12 protein-coding genes are annotated in these 15238 nt (G+C 71.1%); 6 read left to right on the top strand and 6 right to left on the bottom strand.

The genetic code is table 11. From position 1 onward, the window contains the following. Positions 1-62: 62 nt before the first annotated feature. Complete coding sequence (locus tag BLU79_RS26605) at positions 63-794, bottom strand: Crp/Fnr family transcriptional regulator (RefSeq protein WP_093908414.1); 732 nt, start codon at positions 792-794, stop codon at positions 63-65. A gap of 234 nt (positions 795-1028) precedes the next feature. On the opposite strand from BLU79_RS26605, the gene BLU79_RS26600 reads away from it, so the two are divergent. After that, positions 1029-1775 carry a hypothetical protein gene (locus BLU79_RS26600; RefSeq protein ID WP_093908413.1) on the top strand — a complete coding sequence of 249 codons (747 nt, stop codon included), beginning with the start codon at positions 1029-1031 and terminating at the stop codon, positions 1773-1775. Positions 1776-1815: 40 nt separating this feature from the next. Further along, on the top strand, positions 1816-2253 hold the full coding sequence (locus BLU79_RS26595) for a hypothetical protein (protein ID WP_093908412.1): 438 nt from the start codon (positions 1816-1818) through the stop codon (positions 2251-2253). Positions 2254-2276: 23 nt separating this feature from the next. Here the strand turns inward: BLU79_RS26595 and BLU79_RS26590 are convergent, their stop codons facing one another. Continuing rightward, a complete protein-coding gene (locus tag BLU79_RS26590) occupies positions 2277-4067 on the bottom strand; it encodes a TIGR03767 family metallophosphoesterase (protein WP_093908411.1) in 1791 nt (596 codons plus the stop codon). Between the two features lie 256 nt (positions 4068-4323). Beyond that, positions 4324-4806, bottom strand: coding sequence for an NUDIX hydrolase (locus BLU79_RS26585; RefSeq protein ID WP_093908410.1), 483 nt, complete (start codon positions 4804-4806; stop codon positions 4324-4326). A gap of 192 nt (positions 4807-4998) precedes the next feature. Here BLU79_RS26585 and BLU79_RS26580 point away from each other — a divergent pair, with 192 nt between their 5' ends. Next, positions 4999-8283: a S8 family serine peptidase gene (locus tag BLU79_RS26580; protein WP_093908409.1), complete on the top strand. Its 3285-nt coding sequence runs from the start codon at positions 4999-5001 to the stop codon at positions 8281-8283. Positions 8284-8346: 63 nt separating this feature from the next. Here BLU79_RS26580 and BLU79_RS26575 read toward each other — a convergent pair whose 3' ends face one another. Continuing rightward, positions 8347-9069 carry a hypothetical protein gene (locus tag BLU79_RS26575; RefSeq protein ID WP_093908408.1) on the bottom strand — a complete coding sequence of 241 codons (723 nt, stop codon included), beginning with the start codon at positions 9067-9069 and terminating at the stop codon, positions 8347-8349. 1 nt (position 9070) lies between these two features. Then, on the bottom strand, positions 9071-9601 hold the full coding sequence (locus tag BLU79_RS26570) for a sigma-70 family RNA polymerase sigma factor (RefSeq protein WP_093908407.1): 531 nt from the start codon (positions 9599-9601) through the stop codon (positions 9071-9073). A 308-nt stretch (positions 9602-9909) separates the two neighbouring features. Between BLU79_RS26570 and BLU79_RS26565 the strand changes: the two genes are divergently transcribed. The 3 genes from BLU79_RS26565 to BLU79_RS26555 all read left to right on the top strand — a co-directional run bounded on the left by BLU79_RS26565 (position 9910) and on the right by BLU79_RS26555 (position 14307). Beyond that, positions 9910-10926 carry an aspartate-semialdehyde dehydrogenase gene (locus BLU79_RS26565; RefSeq protein ID WP_093908406.1) on the top strand — a complete coding sequence of 339 codons (1017 nt, stop codon included), beginning with the start codon at positions 9910-9912 and terminating at the stop codon, positions 10924-10926. Between the two features lie 203 nt (positions 10927-11129). Then, positions 11130-13706 carry an aminopeptidase N gene (gene pepN / locus BLU79_RS26560; protein ID WP_093908405.1) on the top strand — a complete coding sequence of 859 codons (2577 nt, stop codon included), beginning with the start codon at positions 11130-11132 and terminating at the stop codon, positions 13704-13706. 127 nt (positions 13707-13833) lie between these two features. Next, complete coding sequence (locus BLU79_RS26555) at positions 13834-14307, top strand: DUF1203 domain-containing protein (RefSeq protein WP_093908404.1); 474 nt, start codon at positions 13834-13836, stop codon at positions 14305-14307. A gap of 34 nt (positions 14308-14341) precedes the next feature. Here BLU79_RS26555 and BLU79_RS26550 read toward each other — a convergent pair whose 3' ends face one another. After that, positions 14342-15238 carry a LysR family transcriptional regulator gene (locus BLU79_RS26550; protein ID WP_093908403.1) on the bottom strand — a complete coding sequence of 299 codons (897 nt, stop codon included), beginning with the start codon at positions 15236-15238 and terminating at the stop codon, positions 14342-14344.

Genomic DNA, 15238 nt, shown 5'->3' with positions numbered 1-15238 from the left:
GCTCACACGGCTCCACCATCAAAATACGGTTTTCACCACAAGGGAGTTCGTGGGCAAGGGAGTCACGGATCGGGGTACGCGATCGACCTCAGCCGAGCCAGGCCCTCGACCCGGACGGAGCGGTACCCCGTGGCGACGACTCCCTCCTCCCGCAGCCTGCGCAGCGCCTTCTGCACGCTGGGCTCGGACGCACCCGCCAGGGTCGCGAGTTCGGGCTGCGTGATCGGCCAGCGGATCACCGCGCTGTCGTCGCCGTCCCGTTCGCCGTACGTCATCGCGAGATGGTGCAGCACCCGGGCCAGCCGGGTCGCGGCGTCGCAGCCGATGAAGTTGACGCGGTGAGTGTTGGCGGCCCGCAGCTTGGCCACGACGGACTGGTTGACGGCGTGCGCGATCCGGGGCCGGTCCCGCAGACAGGCGAGGAAGTCCGCCCGGGTCACGGTCTGGGTGACGACGGGCCCGCAGGTGGTCACCGTGGCCGAGCGTGGCTGCCCGTCCAGTGCGGCGAGTTCGCCCAGCAGGTCGCCGCGCATGCGTACGGCCAGCAGGGCCTCGCGGTCGTCGTCGGCGTGACCGGTGACCTTGACCAGGCCGTGGAGCAGGATCAGTACGTGGTCCGTCCGCTCGGCCTCCCACATGAGCACCTGGTCGGCCGGATACGGCACCCGCGTGCCCAGCGTGAGCAGATGGTCGCGGTCGGCCGGACCGAGGCGGCCGAGCAGGCTCGACAGAGGCCAGTCCCGCTCCCCGTCCGGCCGCCCGTTCTCCGCGCGACCGCGCCGTCCGCCGTCCATGACCCCACCTCTCCCCCGGGTCCCTCACTTCACCCGGACCCAGTGTCGCCCCGGGGCCCCGGTCACGTCGGCACACTCACACCGATTGCACGCGCTCTCCCACCGAACCCTGTATTCCTACGAGTTGTCGTCAGCGCACCGGGGGCACAGTGGAGGAGGGGAGCGGCGGCGCGGAGCCCGCACACCCGTGCTCCGCGCCGCACCGCCTCCGCCGCCGAGTCGAAGAAGGGCCGTATGGAAGCACAGTGGGAGTACCGGGCCGTCCTGGCCGTGGACATCGAGAAGTCGTCCGGGCGGGGAAACGTGGCGCTGGTGCGCAACCGTGAGACGCTCCGGACCGTGCTCCGTACGGCGTTGGCGCACAGCGGCATCGACTGGGACGCCTGCGTCCGGGAGGACCTGGGCGACGGTCTGCGCGTGACCGCGCCGGCCGGGACGCGGAAGGCGAGCCTGGTCCACCCGCTCGTCCACGAGCTGGCCGACCTGCTGCGCGACCACAACTCCCGTACCGAGGGCCCGGCCACCCGGATCCGGGTCCGGGTCGCCCTGCACGCCGGAGAGGTCTGCCTCACGCCGACCGGCGAGGTCGCCGGAGTCCCGCTGGAGACCCTGGCCCGGCTGCTCGACGCCCCTCCCGCGCGCAAGGCCCTGGCCGGGGCGCCTCGGACGGTGCCGGTCTCGCTGCTGATGTCGCAGCACTTCTACGACGAGACGGTGCGGCACGGCTACGAGGGCATCGATCCGGCCGCCTTCCACCGGGTCGGCTTCACCTTGAAGGAACTCACCGCCGACGCCTGGCTCCACACCCCCGGGTGGACGCCGGCGCCGGGGCCGGAGGCGCCCGCCGGCAAGCCGGACACCAAGAAGCGTGACCGGTCGCCGAGCGGCAACTCGAAGCAGGTCGGCAGGGCTTCGGGGAACGGTGTCGTCTACGCCACGCAGAACGGCGACATGAACATCCGCGTCGTCAAAGGACCGTGAAGCACCGTGCGGGATCGTGCGAGATCGTGAGGGAGCCCCTGTGAACGACGAACTGACCGTCCTCGCGCAGGCGGGCGCCGCCGCGCTCGTCACGGCGATGGCCACGGACGCCTGGCTGGAGACGAGGGGCGCGATCACCGGGCTGTTCCGCCGTGGCCGCCGGGCCGCGCTGGAGGCCCAGCTCGACGGCAACGCCGAACTGGTACGGGACTCCCCGAGCCCGGACGACGTACGGCGGGCCCTGTTCGGCTACTGGACCCAGGAGCTGGCGGCGCTGCTGCGCGAGGACCCGTCCTGCCGGGACCCGCTCGTCCGCCTGGTCGACGCCTTCGACGCCGCCGACGGCACCCTGGCGGAGGGCCGCCGGGCGCACGCCCTGCGGCAGACGAACACGGCCCGGGACTCCGCGACCGTGTTCGCCGTGCAGCACGGGTCCCAGCACATCCACGGCCGGGAGGCCGGGCCCGCGGAGAGCTGACCATCCCGGCACCCGCGCCCCTGTCAGCCCTTCTTCAGCACCAACTCCGTGTTCCGGTCCTTCCGTTCGCCCGCCAGCGTCGAGCGGGCGCCGGGCGCGTTGAAGGACAGCTCGCGGTAGAGGGCGGCCAGGCCCGTCTGGGAGAGGTCCGTGAAGCTGGTGCGGTGCGGGGCCGAGGACTCGATCAGGGTGGTGAACAGGGAGATCGTGCCGTCCTTGTTGTCCACCACCTCGATGATCCGGGCGAGTTGGGGGAAGTCGACGTGGGAGGCGGTGGAGATCTCCCAGAAGGAGCGGCCGTCCGCGCCGGGGTGCGGCGTGATGACGTTCTTGTGGATGTGGCCGTTCACCCAGGCGAGGACGCCTCGGTGACTGCCCAGCAGCGAGAGCAGCTCGGCGCCGCCGACGCGCCGCTCGCTGGGGCGGGCCGGGTCGCGGCGGAGGTTGTCCATCGTCTCGCTGGTGTGGTGGCTGAAGATGATGGCGTACGAGTCCTTGTTCTCCCGCAGCGTCCGGTCCAGCCACTTGAACTGGGCCGCCCCGATGGACCCTTCGTAGTGGCCGCCCGGGTCGGTGGTGTCGAGGCTGATGCCGATGACGTCCTCGGCGATGCGGAAGCTGTAGTACTGGGTGCCCGCCTCCAGGTTGGCCGTCGAGTAGCCGTGGCCGACCGGGCCGTGGCCCTGGACGGCCGGGTTCAGGTGCGCCTGGACGTACTCCCTGGGCGTGAAGGGCGCCCGGCTCTCGTCCGGCGTGACCGAGCGCATCGAGCGGGCGTGGGCCTTGAGGAAGTCCTTGAAGACGGTGCCCCGCGGGTCCTTGTCCTGCTTGAGGGAGTCCTGGAGCTTCTTGGCGTCCGCGGCGGAGACGTTCATCAGCTTCTTGCCGCCCACCGCGAGGTCGGTCAGGTAGGAGTCGCTGTGCGAGGCGTAGGTGCCGAGCGGCATCGCGTCGTGGTTGCCGACCGTCGAGTACCACGGGATGTTCAGCCCGGGGCTGCGCAGCTCACGGATCGCGGCGTCCAGGAAGCCCTCGATGTGCGGGAAGCCGAGCTGCTTGTCGGCGTCGCGGATGCTGTCGTCGGCCTGCCAGTACAGCTTGAGGCCGCTGTTCTGGACGCCCTCGTAGCGCCGCGGGTCACCGGTGTTCGGGGTGACCCGGCCGCCGCTCATCACCGTCAGGAACCACTCCAGCTCGGACTTGCAGTTGTTGTCCGTGTTGTCGCCGGTGGTCATGGCGAAGTGGAACGGGGCACCGGTGACGGGGCCGCCCCGCAGCGCGTTGAGCCGCTCGACGAGCGCCACCGCGCCCGGCACGGTCAGCGCCTCCTGCGGCCGCCAGGCGTGCACGTCGGTCGAGCGGAGGTACTCCAGCCTCAGCGGGTGCTGGGCGTCGATCAGGTGCAGGTCGGTGAGCTGGACGAAGGCGGCGAGCGCCGTACGCCGGTTCTCGCGCCCCGACTTCGCCGACGCCAGGTTCTCGCGGACGACCCGCTTCCAGCCGGGGCCGTCGCCGAGGCGACGGTAGCCGGAGGTGCCGCGCGGGGCGGCGACGCTCGTGAGCGTGGTGCCCCGGGTGTACGGCGCGAGTGCGACCGGCAGCCTGCGGGAGGCGCCGACGGGGGCCTCGGCGGCGGCGTTGCCCGTGCCGGTGCTCGCCGTACCCGCGGTCTCGGTGGTCGTGGCGGCCTGGCTGTCGGTGGGCCGCAGGGCGTAGCCGACGCCCGCGGAGAGGGTCACCGCCCCGGTGGCGGCGAGCAGGGTGCGGCGGTGGACCCCCAGCGCGGAGCTGGCGACAGAGCGTATGCGCGACATGGCGCGATCTCCCCGAGTGCGAACTGCGTCGGCAGTGGTCACGGGCGATCGCTGACGCGAACGGCCCGCTCACTGTGGATCGTTGGCACCGGGAATGACCTGCGCATGAACATGACGGCAACGCGCAGCGCCGATCACCGTACGTGGATCTTCGCCCACCTTCCGCGTTCACGGCCGCTCCTCGAACGGCCGGGACGCGGTCACTCCGTGTTCATCTTTCGGGGTAGTGAAGCTACTTCCCGAGCTGATCGCCGGGCTATGTGCCGGGCTGGTTCCCGAGCTGATTCCCGGCGGCCTGGATCCGCCCCGCGGCCGGCCGCTCGCGCCACAGCGACAGCCCCTTGTCGACCATCGGGACGCGGATCAGCTCCGGCACCGCGTCCATCGGGTGCCAGGCCGCCATGTCGGTCGAGCCGTTCGCCTCGTAGCGCAGCTCGCCGCCCACGATCCGGGCCTCGTAGACGAGCCGTACGCCGTGATGGTCGACGCTCCGGCCGAAGCGGCCGGGGAAGGTGCGGTGGGAGGAGTCGATCCCGAGCAGTCCGGTGGGTTCGACGGTATAGCCGGTCTCCTCGTCGACCTCCCGCACGACCGTGTCGTAGGGATCCTCGCCGTGCTCCATGCCGCCGCCCGGCAGCACCCACTCGAAACCGCCGCCGGGCGCCGGGGAGCGGGCGAGGAGGAGCTGTCCGTCACGAACGCATATGGCGTAGGCCGCCACCCTCAGCTTCTTGCGCACATACGGACATTAGCGTCCAGGCGTTGTGTCCCGTATGTACTTCATCTCCCCAAAGTCACTAGGGGGTTTTCCCCATCCGTCCATTTCGATTCGGTCAACTCTTCCCAAACATCCTTCCCTTGCATAAAGCTGTGCGGTCGTCCGGTGTCGCATACCGGACGCCTCTTGCTCCTTTACCTACAAGGGATGCCGATGACCCTCACCCCCCAGCGCGATCCGAAGCCGGGCCCGAGACGCGCGGCCCTCATAGCCGTGGCCGCAGGTCTGGTCGCCGCGCTCTCCGCGGCCGGGCCGATACCCATGGCCGTGGCCGCGAACACCGCGCCCGCCGCTTCGGACCCGAGCGTCAAGTCCGCGCACGACAAGCTCGGTTCGAGCGACGCCGACCTGCTCGCCGAGGCCAAGGCCGACGGCGACAAGAACGTCACGATGATGGTCGCGACCGCGCCCGGCCAGACCGAGAAGGTCGCCGAGCAGCTGGACGCGGTCGGCTCTGTGGGCCGTACCTACGACAAGCTCGGCTACGTCCGGGCCACCGTCCCCACCGGCAAGGCCGACAAGGCCATCGCCGCGGCGACGAAGCTCTCCTCGGTGCACGGCATCGACCTGCGCGAGGAGATACCCCTGGACGACCCCGCCGTCGACACGAAGAAGTCGACGGCCGCCGCCACCGCGGCCTCCGCCCCGGACAAGAACACCCCGGCCGAGAACCCGTACAACCCGTCCTTCGAGACCGGCGCCGTCGACTTCGTCGAGGACCACCCGAAGGCGGACGGCCGCGGCATCACCATCGGCATCCTCGACTCCGGCGTCGACCTCGGCCACCCGGCGCTGCAGAAGACCACCACCGGCGAGCGGAAGATAGTCGACTGGGTCACCGCCACCGACCCTCTCCTCGACAGCGACCGCACCTGGCGCCCGATGGTGACCTCCGTCTCCGGGCCCACCTTCACCTACAGCGGCAAGACCTGGACGGCGCCCGCGGGCTCGTACCAGGTGAGCACCTTCCTGGAGTCGTACACCACGGGGGGCGACGCGGCGGGCGACGCCAACCGCGACGGCGACAAGACCGACTCCTGGGGCGTCCTGTACGACGCCGCGAACGGCACGGTCCGGGTCGACCTCAACAACAACAACGACTTCGGTGACGACACCCCGATGAAGCCGTACAAGGACGGCTACCAGATCGGGTACTTCGGCACCGACAACCCGGCCACCGACGTCGCCGAGCGGCAGCCGTTCGTCGTGCAGATCCGCAAGGACGTCCCGATGGACCCGCTGGGCGGGGACTGGGTCGGCCAGAAGCGCGACTTCGTCAACATCGGCGTCATCGAGTCCGAGCACGGCTCGCACGTCGCCGGCATCACCGCCGCCAACGGCCTGTTCGGCGGCGAGATGAACGGCCAGGCGCCGGGCGCGAAGCTCGTCTCCTCCCGTGCCTGCACCTGGACCGGCGGCTGCACCAACGTCGCGCTCACCGAGGGCATGATCGACCTCGTCGTCAACCGCGGCGTCGACATCGTGAACATGTCGATCGGTGGCCTCCCGGCACTGAACGACGGCAACAACGCGCGCGCCGAGCTGTACACCCGGCTCATCGACACCTACGGCGTGCAGCTGGTGATCTCGGCCGGCAACTCCGGCCCCGGCGCCAACACCATCGGCGACCCGGCACTGGCCGCCAAGGTCATCTCGGTCGGCGCGACCATCTCCAAGGAGACCTGGGCCGCCAACTACGGCTCGGTCGTGGAGAAGAAGTACGCGATGATGCCGTTCTCCTCGCGCGGCCCGCGTGAGGACGGCGGCTTCACCCCGACTCTCTCCGCGCCGGGCGCCGCGATCAACACCATCCAGACCTGGCTGCCGGGCGCCCCGGTCGCCGAGTCGGGCTACACGCTGCCGGCCGGCTACGGCATGCTCCAGGGCACCTCGATGGCGTCCCCGCAGGCGGCGGGCGCGTCCGCGCTGCTGCTCAGCGCCGCCAAGCAGAAGGGCATCGACCTGACGCCCGCGAAGCTGCGCACCGCTCTCACCTCGACCGCCGATCACATCAAGGGTGTTCAGGCGTACGAGGAGGGTGCCGGCCTCATCAACATCGAGGACGCCTGGGACTCGATCCGTGACGGCGCCACCGCCCACGAGTACACGGTCAAGGCGCCGGTCGACACCGCGATCGACCAGTTCCTGAAGACGCCGGGCTTCGGCACGGGCGTCTACGACCGCGAGGGCGGCCTGAAGGCCGGGCAGAAGAAGACGTACGACATCACCATCACCCGTACGTCCGGCGCGGACAAGGCGATCCGGCACGAGCTGCACCTGGAGAACAACGCCGGTGACACCTTCCGGATCGTCGGCTCCGACGAGATCAGCCTCGGCCTGAACAAGCCGGTCACCGTGAAGGTCGCCGCCAAGCCGGGCTCGGCGGGCATCAAGAGCGCGATCCTGGAGGTCGACGACCCGCGCACCGAGGGCATCGACAAGCAGATCCTCAACACGGTCGTGGTGTCGGAGCCGCTGAAGTACAGCTACTCGACGTCCGGTTCGGTGCAGCGCAACAGCAACAAGTCGTACTTCGTGACCGTCCCCGAGGGCGCGAAGTCGCTGGAGGTCGCGATCGGCGGGCTGAAGGACAAGAGCCAGACCCGGTTCATCGCCATCCACCCGTACGGCGTCCCGTCGGACAACACGGGCACCCCGTACTGCTACAACAACTACCTCGCCGGCAACGGCTGCAAGCCGGACGTGCGTGCGTACGCCGACCCGCAGCCCGGCGTCTGGGAGATCGAGGTCGAGTCGCGCCGTACGTCGCCGCTGCTCGACAACCCGTACAAGCTGGACGTCACCGTCCTCGGCGCGGCCTTCGACCCGGAGACCGTGACCATCCCCGAGGCCAAGGTCGGCACCCCGGCCGCCGCCTCCTGGAAGGTGACGAACAACTACGCCGCCGTCGACGGCAAGCTGGCCGGCGGCCCGCTCGGCTCCTCGAAGACGGCGCGTCCGACCATCGCCGAGGGCGCCACGCAGACCACCACGGTCGAGGTGCCCGAGGGCGCCACGTCGCTCGACGTCACCATCGGCAACGTCTCCGACGCGGCCGCCGACCTCGACCTGGTCGTCCACGACGCGGCCGGCACCGAGGTGGGCAGCTCCGCCGACGGTGACTCGGAGGAGTCGGTCTCGGTCGCCAACCCGGCCGCCGGGACGTACACCATCGACGTCATCGGCTACTCGGTGCCGGCCGGCTCGACGGCGTACGACTACCTGGACGTGTTCTTCTCCGCCGCGCTCGGCACCGTCACGGTCGACGAGGCGCCGGTGAAGCTCGGCACGGGTGACTCGGCCACGGTCACCGGCAGCGTCACCGCTCAGGCGGCCGCTCCGGAGGGCCGCGAGTTCTTCGGCCAGGTCCAGCTGCTGAACGCGCGCGGCACGGTCGCGGGCGTGGGCAGCGTGAAGATCGAGAAGGTCACGCCGTAGTCAGTGGTACGGCAGTGGGGGCGGGCGTCCGTACGGGCGCCCGCCCTTGTCGTTTCACCGCTCTCAGCAGGTGCGCTCCCGTGCCTCGGGCAGCGAGGCGGTGATCAAGGCCCGCTCGGGGGCGATGTCCTGCTCGCCGACCGCCCAGAAGTCGGGTTGGCGGGCACCCTGGGGGATGCCGATGAGTACCTGGTCGCCCTTGCGCAGGCCTGGCACGAGGTCCTCGTCGACCACGAACGTCAGCTCCCGCTCGCCCTTGTCCGGCTTGTAGTAGCGGGTCATGTCCAGGGTGACGCGCACGGACGCCGCACCGGGGACCTGCTCGACGGAGGTGGCCCGCCCCTCGGCCACCACGCGGGAGCAGGCGAGGTAGTGCGGGCTGCCGAAGTCGGTGTCGCCGGACTGCATGGAGGGGACGGCCTGGTCCGCCTTGCTCGCCCCCGCGTCGGAATCGGCGCCGGACCCGGCCTGGGTCAGCAGCCAGCCCATGCCCGCCAGCACGGACGCGGCGGCGGCCACGGCGAGCGAGCCGAGGGCGACGGTAAAGAACCGGCGCCGGGCGCGGGAGGGCTGTCGTACGGGAACGGGGGCGGGCGAGGGCGCCGGTGGCTCGGCGAGCGCCTGCCCGATGATGTCGAGCTGCTCGCGCAGCAGCGCCACGTCGGCCGCGGCGGAGTCGTGCTCGGCCATGAAGGCGGCGTCCGCCCGGGCCTCGTCGGACAGCGGTTCACCGGTGATCGCGGCCATCAGCGCGTCGGCGCCGCGGCCCTGGTTCTCGGCGGTCATGTCACACCACCTCGTCCTCGTGCAGGCGGGCGCGCAGGGCCCGTACCGCCGTGTGCAGCCTGCTCTTGACCGTGCCCTCCGGGATGCCGAGCTCCTCGGCGATCCCGCGCACCGACAGATCGGCGAAGAAGCGCAGGACGAGGACCTGACGCTGGGCGTCGGGCAGGTCGTCCAGGCCCTGGGCCACGGCGAGGGACAGCAGGCTGGTGTCCTCGCCGGAAGGGTGGACGGCCGGCTGGCGCAGGGAGGCGAGCCGTTCGCCGAGCCGCTCCTGGCGCTTCTTGGCCCGGTGCCAGTCCATGGCGAGGTTGGAGGCGACGACCGCCGCCCACGCCGACACGTCCCGCGGCGCCTCACGCCCGCTCGCGGCACGCTCCAGCAACCGCAGCCGGACCTGCTGTACCCCGTCCAGCAGGTCCGCCTGCGGCACCCCGCCGAGCGCGAGCACCGCCCGCACCCGACGCTCCTGGGCCGCGTCCAGGGGATCGGTGTGATCGACCTCCTGGGCACGGCGGGCCTTTCTGCGCAGCACAAGCCACCCCCTCACCGCGTTTCCTCTACGACGCCGCAGCGCGCGGAAACGTTCGCCCCGGGCGTCGGGAGTTTTTCCGAGGTGTACGTCACACCGCCGCGCGAGTGCAGCACAGCTTGCGGCACGAGGGCCCTGTGGGACGAATTTATGCAGCTCAGCACGGGTGCGGACGGGAGTTCCGGAACCGTCTGGCCGGTCGGGGTGTCCCGGTCCGGGGGTATGAAGCGCAAAGAATTGGACAGGCGGACCAGGGTCGGCCGCATGATGGAAAGGCCGCAGACATGCAAGAACGCCTAGAAGGAGTCGCCGTGAGGGTCGGAATCGTCGGAGCCACCGGTCAGGTCGGCACGGTCATGCGCAGGATCCTCAAGGAGCGCGACTTCCCGGTCACCGAGCTGCGCCTGTTCGCCTCGGCCCGCTCGGCGGGGACGGTCCTGGACGGCGTGACGGTGGAGGATGCGACCACGGCCGACTACTCCGGCCTGGACATCGTGCTGTTCTCGGCGGGCGGCTCGACGTCGAAGGCCCTGGCGCCGAAGGTCGCCGCCCAGGGCGCCGTGGTGATCGACAACTCCTCGGCCTGGCGCCGCGACCCCGAGGTCCCGCTGGTCGTCTCCGAGGTCAACCCGCACGCGATCGCCGACCGCCCCAAGGGCATCATCGCCAACCCGAACTGCACGACGATGGCCGCGATGCCGGTGCTGCGGCCGCTGCACGACGAGGCGGGCCTCGAGGCCCTCGTGGTCGCCACCTACCAGGCCGTCTCCGGTTCCGGTCTGGCCGGCGTGGACGAGCTGTTCGAGCAGGTCAAGAAGGTCGGCGACGACGCGCCCAAGCTGACCCACGACGGCTCGGCGGCGGAGTTCCCGGCGCCGAACAAGTACGTGGCCCCCATCGCGTACAACGTCCTGCCGCTGGCCGGTTCGATCGTCGACGACGGCCTGAACGAGACCGACGAGGAGCAGAAGCTCCGCCACGAGTCCCGCAAGATCCTGGAGATCCCCGAGCTGAAGGTCTCCGGCACCTGTGTGCGGGTCCCGGTCTTCTCCGGCCACTCCCTCCAGGTCAACGCCCGTTTCGCCCGCCCAATCAGCGTGGAGCGCGCCACGGAGCTGCTGGCCGGCGCCCCCGGTGTGGCTCTCAGCGACGTCCCGACCCCGCTCCAGGCGGCCGGCCAGGACCCGTCGTACGTCGGCCGCATCCGCCAGGACGAGACGGTCGAGCACGGCCTCGCCCTCTTCCTCTCCAACGACAACCTCCGCAAGGGCGCCGCGCTGAACGCGGTGCAGATCGCGGAGCTGGTGGCGGCCGAGCTGAAGGGCTGACGCCCGCGCGACCGACCGCGACCGACGGCGAGCGACATAGGGGGCGGGGCACCGGAGAGGTGTCCCGCCCCTTTCGCGTGCTGACCGACGGTTCAGGTACAGGGCTTTCCCTACGGCCGTGTCGTGGGGGCCCTTGGACGTCGCCTCCCGCGCAGGTCCCGTGGAAGGATGGCGCAACCCACACATATCGAGGAGATGACCGCGTGCCTGGCACAAACCTGACTCGCGAAGAGGCGCAGCAGCGGGCGAAGCTGCTCACCGTTGACTCGTACGAGATCGATCTCGACCTCTCCGGCGCGCAGGAGGGCGGCACCTACCGGTCCGTGACCACGGTGCGCTTCGACGCCGCGGAGAACGGCGCCGACTCCTTCATCGACCTCGTGGCCCCGACCGTCCACGAGGTGACCCTCAACGGCGACGCGCTCGACGCGGACGAGGTCTTCAAGGACTCCCGGATCGCGCTGTCCGGACTGTTGGAGGGCCGCAACGTCCTGCGGGTCGTCGCCGACTGCGCGTACACCAACACGGGCGAGGGCCTGCACCGCTTCGTCGACCCGGTCGACCAGCAGGCGTACCTCTACACCCAGTTCGAGGTGCCGGACGCCCGCCGTGTCTTCGCGTCCTTCGAGCAGCCCGACCTGAAGGCGACCTTCCAGTTCACCGTGAAGGCCCCGGAGGGCTGGACGGTCATCTCCAACTCGCCCACCCCGGAGCCCAAGGACAACGTCTGGTCCTTCGAGCCGACGCCGCGCATCTCGACGTACATCACGGCGCTCATCGTCGGCCCGTACCACTCCGTGCACAGCGTCTACGAGAAGGACGGCCAGTCCGTCCCGCTCGGCGTCTACTGCCGTCCCTCGCTCGCCGAGTACCTCGACTCGGACGCCATCTTCGAGGTGACCCGGCAGGGCTTCGAGTGGTTCCAGGAGAAGTTCGACTACGCGTACCCGTTCAAGAAGTACGACCAGCTGTTCGTGCCGGAGTTCAACGCGGGCGCGATGGAGAACGCGGGCGCGGTGACCATCCGCGACCAGTACGTCTTCCGGTCCAAGGTGACGGGCGCGGCGTACGAGGGCCGCGCGGAGACCATCCTGCACGAGCTGGCCCACATGTGGTTCGGCGACCTGGTCACCATGGAGTGGTGGAACGACCTGTGGCTGAACGAGTCGTTCGCCACCTACACCTCCATCGCCTGCCAGGCGTACCACCCCGAGTCGCGCTGGCCGCAGGCGTGGACCACCTTCGCCAACCAGATGAAGACCTGGGCGTACCGCCAGGACCAGCTGCCGTCGACGCACCCGATCATGGCCGAGATCCGCGACCTGGACGACGTGCTCGTCAACTTCGACGGCATCACCTACGCCAAGGGCGCCTCGGTCCTCAAGCAGCTCGTGGCGTACGTCGGCCAGGACGCGTTCTTCCAGGGCGTGCAGGCGTACTTCAAGCGGCACGCGTACGGCAACACGCGCCTGTCCGACCTGCTGGGCGCCCTGGAGGAGACCTCCGGCCGTGACCTGAAGACCTGGTCGAAGCAGTGGCTGGAGACCGCGGGCATCAACATCCTGCGCCCCGAGATCAAGACCGACGCCGGCGGTGTGATCACGTCCTTCGCGATCCGCCAGGAGGCTCCGGCACTGCCGGCCGGCGCGAAGGGCGAGCCGACGCTGCGCCCGCACCGTGTGGCGGTGGGCCTCTACAACTTGGACGCGGCCTCCGGCAAGCTGCTGCGCGCCGAGCGCGTCGAGCTGGACGTGGACGGCGAACTGACCGCCGTACCGCAGCTGTCGGGCAAGCCCCGCCCGGACGTGATCCTCCTCAACGACGACGACCTGTCGTACGCGAAGGTCCGCCTGGACGAGCAGTCGCTGGCCTTCGTGACCGAGCACCTCGGCGACTTCGAGGCCTCGCTCCCCCGGGCCCTGTCCTGGGCGTCCTCCTGGGACATGGCACGCGACGCCGAACTCGCCACCCGCGACTACCTCTCCCTGGTCCTGTCGGGCATCGGCAAGGAGTCCGACATCGGCGTCGTGCAGTCGCTGCAGCGCCAGACGAAGCTGGCGATCGAGCTGTACGCCGCCCCGGCCGCCCGCGAGGCCCTGCTGACCCGCTGGACGGACGCCACGCTGGCCCACCTGCGCGCGGCGGAGGCGGGCAGCGACCACCAGCTGGCGTGGGCGCGGGCGTTCGCGGCGACGGCCCGCACGCCGGAGCAGCTGGATCTGCTGGAGGGTCTGCTGGACGGCTCCCAGGAGATCGAGGGGCTGGCCGTGGACACGGAGCTGCGCTGGGCGTTCGTGCAGCGGCTGGCGGCGGTGGGCCGCTTCGACGAGACGGAGATCGCGGGCGAGTACGAGCGGGACAAGACCGCGGCCGGTGAGCGGCACGCCGCCACGGCCCGCGCCGCCCGCCCGACCCCCGAGGCCAAGGCCGAGGCCTGGGCGTCGGTCATCGACTCCGACAAGCTCCCGAACGCCGTGCAGGAGGCGGTGATCTCGGGCTTCGTCCAGACCGACCAGCGCGAACTCCTCGCCCCCTACACGGACAAGTTCTTCGAGGTCGTCAAGGACATCTGGGACTCCCGCTCCCACGAGATCGCCCAGCAGATCGCGATCGGCCTCTACCCGGCGATCCAGGTCTCCGAGGAGACGCTGCGCAAGACGGACGCGTGGCTGTCGTCGGCAGAGCCGAACGCGGCCCTGCGTCGCCTCGTCTCGGAGTCCCGGGCGGGCGTGGAGCGGGCGCTGAAGGCACAGGCCGCGGACGTGGCGGCGGAGCGGTAACGGCCGTCGTACGTACGTCGACAGGGGCGCCCGGTGCCACGGCAGCGGGCGCCCCTCGTCTGCGCGGGCGGAGCGCGATGTCCGTTTACCGCCGGTGGGCGGGGCCGACGCGCGGGAGGCTGGGGACATGACGACCCACCTGGCACGCCCCATCGAACCGACGGCCCTGAAGGAGTTGCGCTCCGCCGACGACGCGGGGCGCCGCATGGTTCCCGTGACCGACGAGGAGGGCGGGGCGCCCCTGCGCTGCTGCCTGCGCCGCAGCGCGCCCGGCGAACTGATCGCCCTCGTGTCCTACGCTCCGCTGCGCCGCTGGGCGGCCGAGACGGGCGCCGACCCGGGGGCGTACGACGAGCAGGGCCCCGTCTTCATCCACGCCGAGGAGTGCGCGGGGCCCGACGGTGACGCCCTGCCCTTCACGGGCGCCCACCGCACCGTGCGCCGCTACTCGGCCGAGGGGCGCATTCTCGGAGGTCGGCTCGTGGATCCGGGGGACTTCACGGAGGCTCTCGCGGAGGCGTTCACCGACCCGACGGTGGCGCTCGTCCACGTCCGGGCCGTCGAGTACGGCTGCTTCCTGTACGAGGTGCACCGGCCCTGAGAGCCATGGGCTCTGGGTTCCGCCGCGCGGTGCGTCAGCCTCGCGCGGCCTCCCGCAGAGCCCCCAGCACCCTCCCCACCGCGGGCCCGGCCTCACTCCCCCTCCGCACAGCCGCCACCACATGCCGAACCGGCCGCGGCTCCGCCACCTCCCGCATCACCACCCCACCCCGCGCCACGGCGGCCATCCGCGGCACCAACGCCACCCCCATCCCGGCCTCCACCATCGCCAGGATCGCCGTCCACCCGGCCGCCGCATGCCCCTGCCGAGGAGTGAACCCGGCCGCCTCGCACGCCCCCCGCGTGATGTCCGACCACGGCCCGCTGCCGCCGAAGATCCAGTCCTCCCCGGCGAGATCGGCCAGCCGAAGCCCTTCGACATCCGCCAGTTCGTGCCCCGTCGGGAGGGCGACGTCCAGCGGGTCCGCGAGCAGTTCCACCCGCGTGAAGCGCGCGTCCCCGACCGTCGGCGCCTGCGCGGCCAGCGACAGGGCGAGGTCCGCCTCCCCCGCCGCCAGCACCTCGTACGCCTCCCCCGCCTCGGCCTCCCGCACCCGTACGACCACCCCGGGGGACGTCTCCCGCAACGCCCGCACGGCAGGTACGACCAGCGCGGGCACCGCCGTGGAGAAGGCCGCCACCCGCACCTCGCCGACCTCGCCGTGCCGGTAGGCCGCCAACTCGGCGTCCGCCCGCTCCAGTTGCTCGAACACGGCCTCGGCGTGCCGCAGCACCAGCCGCGCCGCGTCCGTGAGCCGCACCCTCCGCCCCTGTGCCTCCAGCAACGGCACCCCGACCTGCTTGGCGAGGTTCGTCAGTTGCTGCGACACGGCCGACGGCGTCATCCGCAGCGCCTCGGCGGTCGCGGTCACGGTCCCCCGCTCCCGCAACGTCCGCAGGATCTGCAGCTTCCGGATGTCCCACTCGACCAT

Origin of the sequence: Streptomyces sp. cf386, from assembly GCF_900103585.1 — a bacterium.
In the GTDB taxonomy this organism is placed as follows: domain Bacteria; phylum Actinomycetota; class Actinomycetes; order Streptomycetales; family Streptomycetaceae; genus Streptomyces.
The sequence above is the reverse complement of the archived record's forward strand: the minus strand, read 5'-3'. Positions and strand labels throughout refer to the sequence as shown.